Origin of the sequence: Escherichia sp. 93.1518 (assembly GCF_013368915.2) — a bacterium.
GTDB classification, from domain to species: domain Bacteria; phylum Pseudomonadota; class Gammaproteobacteria; order Enterobacterales; family Enterobacteriaceae; genus Escherichia; species Escherichia ruysiae.
In genome coordinates this window covers 37,375-43,474 of record NZ_JABWMT020000031.1, presented here as the reverse complement: position 1 = coordinate 43,474, position 6,100 = coordinate 37,375, and the positions used below count along the sequence as shown (strand labels likewise).

6 protein-coding genes are annotated in these 6,100 nt (G+C 52.2%); 5 read left to right on the top strand and 1 reads right to left on the bottom strand.

Annotated elements, in window-relative coordinates:
- The first annotated feature begins 75 nt into the window (after window positions 1-75).
- The 4 genes from HEN21_RS18810 (at window position 76) to HEN21_RS18795 (ending at window position 3,703) form a co-directional block, all read left to right on the top strand.
- Window positions 76-132, top strand: a complete 57-nt coding sequence (locus HEN21_RS18810) for a type I toxin-antitoxin system Ibs family toxin (RefSeq protein ID WP_100692412.1) — start codon at window positions 76-78, stop codon at window positions 130-132.
- 216 nt (window positions 133-348) lie between these two features.
- Window positions 349-1,008 (top strand): vWA domain-containing protein, encoded by a 660-nt coding sequence (locus HEN21_RS18805; RefSeq protein ID WP_176252667.1) that lies wholly within the window; start codon window positions 349-351, stop codon window positions 1,006-1,008.
- Window positions 1,005-1,766: a PP2C family serine/threonine-protein phosphatase gene (locus HEN21_RS18800; RefSeq protein WP_105285120.1), complete on the top strand. Its 762-nt coding sequence runs from the start codon at window positions 1,005-1,007 to the stop codon at window positions 1,764-1,766. The genes HEN21_RS18805 and HEN21_RS18800 overlap by 4 nt, the downstream gene beginning before the upstream one ends.
- A complete protein-coding gene (locus HEN21_RS18795; RefSeq protein ID WP_176252668.1) occupies window positions 1,763-3,703 on the top strand; it encodes a helix-hairpin-helix domain-containing protein in 1,941 nt (646 codons plus the stop codon). The genes HEN21_RS18800 and HEN21_RS18795 overlap by 4 nt, the downstream gene beginning before the upstream one ends.
- A gap of 12 nt (window positions 3,704-3,715) precedes the next feature.
- Here HEN21_RS18795 and yegD read toward each other — a convergent pair whose 3' ends face one another.
- Entirely contained in the window at window positions 3,716-5,068 is a 1,353-nt protein-coding gene (gene yegD, locus HEN21_RS18790) for a molecular chaperone (protein WP_176252669.1), read from the bottom strand.
- Between the two features lie 133 nt (window positions 5,069-5,201).
- Between yegD and alkA the strand changes: the two genes are divergently transcribed.
- Window positions 5,202-6,050, top strand: coding sequence for a DNA-3-methyladenine glycosylase 2 (alkA, locus tag HEN21_RS18785; RefSeq protein WP_176252670.1), 849 nt, complete (start codon window positions 5,202-5,204; stop codon window positions 6,048-6,050).
- Window positions 6,051-6,100 lie beyond the last annotated feature (50 nt).

The following is a 6,100-nucleotide window of genomic DNA, read 5'->3' as shown; positions in this document are numbered from 1 at the left end:
AAGCCGAAGATTTCAGCGGGACGCTGAAACGGGAAAGCCCCTCCCGAGGAAGGGGCCTTAAATAAGGACAGGGTCATGATGAAGATACTCATCATCGTGGTGCTCTTAGTCATTAGCTGGCCAGCTTACTAAGACTACCAGGGCGGGGGAAACCCCGCTCTACCCTCACTCCTGAACTTATGTTACTCCACCCTTATTGTCAATCTGAAGCCCACGTTCTTGCGAGGCGAATAGCAAACTTATCTGCGCCGCCGGGCTTAATTCTGAAAGTATCTTCGCTTGCTCTTAATTTATTATTGCTCTCGGTATGATACCGAATCTCAATAATTCTCTAAGAAAGGATCTCTTGTGAGCGAACAAATCACCTTTGCCACCAGCGATTTTGCCAGTAACCCGGAACCACGTTGCCCCTGTATTTTGCTGCTGGATGTTTCTGGCTCGATGAGCGGTAGACCCATTAACGAACTTAACGCAGGATTGGTGAGCTTTCGCGATGAACTGCTTGCCGATCCGCTGGCCTTAAAAAGAGTGGAACTCGGCATTGTGACTTTCGGCCCGGTGCATGTGGAACAACCATTTACCAGCGTCGCTAACTTTTTCCCGCCCATCTTGTTTGCTCAGGGCGATACGCCAATGGGCGCTGCAATTACCAAAGCCCTGAATATGGTTGAGGAGCGGAAACGTGAGTACCGTGCAAATGGTATTTCGTATTATCGCCCGTGGATTTTCTTGATCACCGATGGCGCGCCAACCGATGAGTGGCAGGCTGCTGCCAGTAAAGTGTTTCAGGGAGAAGAAGATAAGAAGTTTGCCTTCTTTACCATCGGTGTTCAGGGGGCTGATATGAATACTCTGGCACAAATTAGCGTCCGTCAGCCTTTGCCGTTGCAGGGATTACAATTCCGTGAACTGTTTAGCTGGTTATCCAGTTCGCTACGTTCGGTTTCCCGCTCCACGCCGGGAACGGAAGTTGTACTGGAAGCGCCAAAAGGCTGGACGTCAGTGTGAGCTGGCGTCTGGTCTATTCATCAGCCGTCGGAACGTCGCATATCAGCTCTGACTTACCTTGCCAGGATGCCTGCCAGATGCAGGTTGTCTGGCTAAACGACCAGCAACCATTACTGGTGATGTTTCTTGCTGATGGCGCAGGTAGCGTTTCGCAGGGTGGCGAAGGCGCGACGCTCGCCGTCAATGAAGCGATGGCGTTTATGATGCAAAAAGTACAGGGTGGTGAATGTGGTCTGAATGATGTGCTTGCGACAGATATTGTGCTGGCAATTCGCCACCGTATTACTGCCCGTGCACAAGCTGAAGAACTGGCGGTTCGTGATTTTTCCTGTACTTTTTTGGGCGTTATATCATCAGCGACCGGCACATTGATTATGCAGATTGGCGATGGTGGCGTGGTGGTGGATTTTGGTGAAGGGCTACAGCTACCACTAACGCCGATGAATGGCGAATATGCCAATATGACCTACTTCATTACTGATGAAGATGCTGTCACGCGCCTTGAGACTTACAGTTGCGATGCGCAGGTGATAAAAGTGGCTGCATTTACGGATGGTATTCAGCGGCTGGCATTAAATATGCTGGAAAATTCTCCCCATGTACCTTTTTTTGCGCCATTTTTCAATGGGCTGGAATCAGCGACGTCAGAACAACGCGATATATTGCCAGATTTGCTAAAGCAATTTTTGTCCTGCCCCGCAGTGAATGAACGCACCGATGATGATAAAACGCTGGCGCTGGCCATGTGGTTGCCGTGAAATCAACTATATATACCGCAGCTGGTGATTGCGTGACGCCAGGTCATGAATTAGGCAAAGGCGGCGAAGGTACGGTTTATGATATCAATGAGTTTGTCGATAGCGTCGCCAAGATTTATCACACACCGCCACCCGCCTTAAAACAGGACAAACTCACCTTTATGGCCGCGACAGCCGACGCGCAGTTGTTGAATTATGTCGCCTGGCCGCAGGCAACGCTTCACGGTGGACGAGACGGAAAAGTTATCGGTTTTATGATGCCAAAAGTTTCTGGTAAAGAACCGATTCATATGATCTATAGCCCGGCACATCGTCGTCAACGTTATCCTCATTGTGCGTGGGATTTTCTACTCTATGTTGCGCGCAATATAGCGGCATCTTTTGCTACGGTGCATGAGCACGGGCATGTCGTGGGTGACGTCAACCAGAACAGCTTTATGGTGGGCCGCGACAGCAAAGTGGTGCTTATCGATAGTGACTCCTTTCAGATTAACGCCAATGGCACGCTGCATTTATGCGAAGTCGGCGTGTCGCATTTTACGCCGCCAGAGTTGCAAGCCTTACCGTCATTTGTCGGCTTTGAGCGCACCGTAAATCACGATAATTTTGGCCTTGCGTTGCTGATCTTTCACGTCTTGTTTGGTGGGCGTCACCCTTATTCCGGTGTGCCGCTTATCTCTGAAGCGGGTAATGCGCTGGAGACGGATATTGCCCATTTCCGTTATGCCTATGCATCAGACAATCAGCGACGTGGCTTAAAACCGCCGCCACGATCTATTCCGCTATCGATGTTACTGAGTGATGTTGAAGTCATGTTTCAGCAGGCGTTCACTGAAAGTGGCGTGGCAACCGGGCGTCCGACGGCTAAAGCGTGGGTAGCGGCACTGGATTCTCTACGCCAACAGTTAAAAAAATGTCCCGTTTCAGCAATGCATGTTTACCCCGGTCATTTAACTGACTGTCCGTGGTGTGCATTGGATAATCAAGGCGTTATCTATTTTATTGATCTCGGCGAAGAGGTCATTACCACAGGCGGGGATTTTGTGCTGGCGAAAGTCTGGGCGATGGTGATGGCGTCAGTGCCACCGCCAGCACTACAGTTACCATTACCCGCTCATTTCCAGGCTGCTGGCAGGCCGCTTCCTTTAGGCCTGTTACGGCGTGAATACATCATTCTGATTGAGATCGCGCTGTCAGCGTTATCGCTGCTGCTTTGCGGTCTTCAGGCGGAACCGCGTTATATCATTTTGGTTCCTGTGTTGGCGGCTATCTGGATTATTGGCAGCCTTGCAAGCAAAGCGCACAAAGCAGAAGTCCAGCGACGACGTGAGGCTTTTAATCGCGCGAAAATGGACTATGACCATCTAGTCAGCCAGATCCAGCAGGTGGGTGGGCTGGAAGGTTTTATCACCAAACGAACGATGCTTGAAAAAATGAAGAATGAGCTTTTGGGATTGCCGGAAGAAGAAAAGCGCGATCTGGCAGCACTTCAGGACACCGCAAGGGAGCGGCAGAAGCAGAAGTTTCTGGAGGGGTTTTTTATTGATGTTGCTTCTATTCCCGGCGTTGGTCCCGCGCGTAAAGCGGCTTTACGGTCCTTTAGTATCGAAACAGCGGCAGATGTGACCCGGCGCGGCGTTAAACAAGTGAAAGGATTTGGCGACCATCTGACTCAGGCGGTTATCGACTGGAAAGCGAGCTGCGAACGCCGTTTTGTATTCAGGCCGAACGAAGCGGTAACACCAGCAGACAGACAAGCGGTAATGGCGAAAATGACCGCTAAACGTCATCGGCTGGAATCTGCGTTGACAGAGGGCGCGGCAGAGTTACAGCGATTCCGCCTTCATGCTCCCGCACGAACCATGCCGTTGATGGAACCGTTACGTCAGGCGGCAGAAAAACTGGCTCAGGCTCAGGCAGATTTAAGCCGCTGCTGAGCCATTTCTTATTTAACGAAATACTACTTCTGCCCAGCGCGCCAGCCCGGCAGTAACGGAACCAAAGTCGTCGCCACCTGCAATCGGGATGCCCGGCAGCTGTTCCGCCAGTGCCTTTTTAATCAGCGGCGATCGGGCGCTACCACCGGTCAGATAGATGACGTCTGGTTTTTCCTGGGCGTTATCCAGCGCCAGTTGCACTTGTTCCAGAATCCGCGCCAGCGGCTGGTTGAGGGCACTTTCCAGTCCATGCTGGCTAATCAACGTTGCCAGTTCGTCACGGATAAACGGCAGCGACGCGCGGGTTTCCGCTGCGCTTGAAAGGGCAATTTTGCACTCTTCCGCGCTGCGCACCAGCCGATAACTTAAACGTTGCCGCCAGACTTTCTGCAACAGGGCGACTTTCTCCGGCTCGCGGGCATCGCGTACCAGATCGTTAAGCAGGCGACCGTTGGCGCTACTGTAGAAATCACTCTGCGCAGGTACGTCGTTGATGGCAACCGCATTCCACCACGGCAGAATCGGCAGGGCGATACCTTTTTCGGTTTCGCCCCCCATGCCCAGCAGCGGCATCAGGTGTTTAAATGCCAGCGCGATATCCAGATCGTTACCGCCAATACGGCAACCACTGTGACCCAGCAGGCTGGCTTCACGATCGAGACGCGAACGCCACTGCGGCCCCATTAGCAGTAAGGAACAGTCAGTAGTACCACCGCCGATATCCACCACCAGCACCCGTTTTTCTTCCTGTAAGGTGGCTTCGTAATCCAGCCCTGCCGCTACCGGCTCGTACTGAAATACCACATCCTTAAACCCGGCACGCTTCGCCGCACGTTCCAGAATCCCTTGCGCCTGGGCGTTTGCTTCATCTCCGCCCAATCCCTGGAAGTTGATTGGGCGACCAATGACCGCCTGGGTAATTGTTTCTGGCAGTTGCGCCTGCGCTTGTTGGCGAATGTGCAACATCATTGCGCAGACCAGATCCTCAAATAGCGCCACCTGCTGCGGTTTTAACCCGCTGGCACCGAGGAACGATTTCGGTGATTTCACAAACCACACTTCCTCCGGATCATCAATGTACTGCGCCAGTGAGGAAAGACCGAACTGCACGCTTTTCTCCGTGACGTCGATATCTTCTTCGCGGTTATAACGAATCGCCCGACGTAACAGCGCCTGCGTTTCATCATCGTTTGCCGGAACATCATGATGGCGGTACAGCCACTCGCTTACTGCTTCACGCGTTGGTGCACAAAGCATCGAGGGCAGCAGCGTGCTGTCATTTTCCATTTTCAACATCTGCGGTTTACCGTCGCGCATCACCGCCACTGAACAGTTTGCTGTACCGTAATCAAAACCAATAAACACGAAATAATCCCCATGCCGGTGAAGAAGGGGCGTGACTTTAGCGAAATGTTGCCGTCGCGACAACCGGAATATGAAAGCAAAGCACAGCGTCTGAATAACGTTTATGCTGAAAGCGGATAAAAAAGGAGATGCGATGTATACCCTGAACTGGCAGCCGCCGTATGACTGGTCGTGGATGTTGGGATTTCTTGCCGCTCGTGCGGTGAGTGGAGTGGAAACAGTTGCGGACAATTATTATGCCCGTAGTCTGGCGGTGGGCGAACATCGCGGCGTGATAACGGTGGTTCCTGATAGCAAAAATAATACGTTGCAAGTGAACGTAAGTTCGGGATTAGAACCGGTGGCGACCGAGTGCCTGGCGAAAATGAGCCGCCTGTTTGATCTGCAATGTAATCCGCAGATTGTTAACGGTGCATTGGGCGAATTAGGCGCGGCGCGGCCCGGATTGCGTTTACCGGGCTGTGTTGATGCTTTTGAGCAGGGCGTACGCGCAATTTTAGGCCAACTGGTGAGTGTAACGATGGCGGCAAAACTGACCGCCAAAGTGGCGCAGCTTTATGGCGAACGGCTGGATGATTTCCCTGAATATGTCTGCTTTCCCACACCTCAACGACTGGCAGCAGCCGACCCGATGGCACTAAAAGGGTTGGGGATGCCGTTGAAACGGGCAGAGGCGCTGATTCATTTAGCCAATGCGGCACTGGACGGCTCCTTACCGATGAAAATGCCGGGCGACGTTGAGCTAGCGATGAAAACGCTGCAAACATTTCCTGGAATTGGGCGCTGGACGGCAAATTATTTTGCCTTGCGTGGCTGGCAAGCGAAAGATGTTTTCCTGCCGGATGATTATTTGATTAAACAGCGATTTCCTGGAATGACGCCGGCACAAATCCGCCGTTATGCCGAACGCTGGAAACCCTGGCGTTCTTGTGCGCTGTTGCATATCTGGTATACGGAAGGCTGGCAACCAGAAGAAGTATGATGCTGGTCGTCTTATCCAGCCTGGGGAATGAGCGAATTGTAAGCCTGATA

Coding starts and splice junctions, on each gene's coding strand:
- alkA (WP_176252670.1), top strand. CDS start 5,202: ATGTATACCCTGAACTGGCAGCCGCCGTATGACTGGTCGTGGATGTTG.